This window comes from Tepidimonas fonticaldi (assembly GCF_001675355.1).
GTDB lineage: Bacteria > Pseudomonadota > Gammaproteobacteria > Burkholderiales > Burkholderiaceae_C > Tepidimonas > Tepidimonas fonticaldi.
Genome location: NZ_LZDH01000017.1, coordinates 1 through 1307 on the forward strand (window position 1 = coordinate 1; position 1307 = coordinate 1307).

1 protein-coding gene and 1 pseudogene are annotated in these 1307 nt (G+C 62.2%); one reads left to right on the forward strand and one right to left on the reverse strand.

Going from position 1 to position 1307, the window contains the following annotated elements; all coding sequences use genetic code 11:
• Positions 1-1030 (reverse strand): IS3 family transposase gene (locus A9O67_RS02925; protein WP_156682235.1). Its coding sequence is split into 2 segments (ribosomal slippage), with 1031 coding nucleotides annotated over them: positions 1-769 and positions 769-1030; the frame shifts between segments, so codons are not numbered across the junction. This gene is flagged as partial in the annotation.
• 142 nt (positions 1031-1172) lie between these two features.
• On the opposite strand from A9O67_RS02925, the pseudogene A9O67_RS13365 reads away from it, so the two are divergent.
• Positions 1173-1307, forward strand: a pseudogene (locus tag A9O67_RS13365) (IS5/IS1182 family transposase); the annotation flags it as partial.

Consider the following 1307-nt stretch of genomic DNA (forward strand, 5'->3'; position numbering starts at 1 on the left):
TCCTCGTGGTTGTAGCGCCACATCCATTGCGTGGCAAACTCGCGGACCTCATCAAGATCGCACCAATGGTACTGCGACAGCCACTCATAGCGCACAGTCCTGTTGAAGCGCTCCACGTAGGCGTTCTGTTGGGGCTTGCCGGGCTGGATGTGCTCGATGTGGATACCGCGGGCACTGGCCCAGTTCAGCAGCGCGGCGCTGATGTACTCCGGCCCGTTGTCGCAGCGAATGACTTGCGGCTTGCCGCGCCAGGCCATGATCTGCTGCAGCGTGCGCATCACACGATGCGAGGGCAGTGAGAGGTCCACTTCGATGCCCAGAGCCTCGCGGTTGAAGTCGTCGATCACGTTGAGCAGCCGGATGCTGCGTCCGTCTTGCAGCTGGTCGTGCATGAAGTCCATCGACCAGACTTCGTTGATGGCCTGCGGCACACTCAGCGGCTCGGGCTTGTCGCGCACCAGCCGCTTGCGCGGCTTGATGCGCAGGTTGAGCTCCAGTTGCCGGTATATCCGGTACACCCGCTTGTGGTTCCAGGCAAAGCCTTTGACGTTGCGCAGGTACAGGAAACACAGCCCGAAGCCCCAGGTGCGGTTATTGTCGGTCAGCCGCAGCAGCCACTGGGCGATCTCCTCGTCTTCGGTGTCGCGCCGGGCCTCGTAGCGGTAGCAGGCCTGGCTGATCCGAAAGGCTTGACAAGCCGCCCGGATCGACAGCCCGCGCTGCTGCACGGCTCGTTGTGCCATCTCGCGCCGGCGAGATGGCTTCACCACTTTTTTGCAAGAGCCTCCGCCACGACCTCGGCCTTGAGCTTTTCCTCGACGTACATCTTGCGCAGCCGCCGGTTCTCCTCCTCCAACTCCTTCATGCGCGCCATGAGCGAGGCGTCCATGCCGCCGTACTTGGCCCGCCACTTGTAGAAGGTCGCCGAGCTGATGCCCAGTTCGCGGCACAGATCGGGCACGCTCAGACCAGCCTCCGCCCGCTTGAGCGCGTCGATGATCTGGCTGTCAGTGAAACGCGATTTCTTCATGGTAGAGATTCTCCTTCGAGACTCTCTACTTCTCAGCGCACTGGTTTTGCGGGGGGATTACCCGTTGAAAAACTCCCCCGCAGCTGCCCGTGCGGCCGGTACCATGTGAGCGGCGGCGACGACGAGACAGCAGACACCGAAGATGAGAGGCACACAGAACATCCAGGGGGCGATGTTCAGCTACATCAGCCTCGAACAGCGGGTACCGGCTAGACACGCGCTGCGCGAGCTGCGGGGCTCGGTGGATGCCTTGCTGTCCAACATGAGCGCAGAGTTC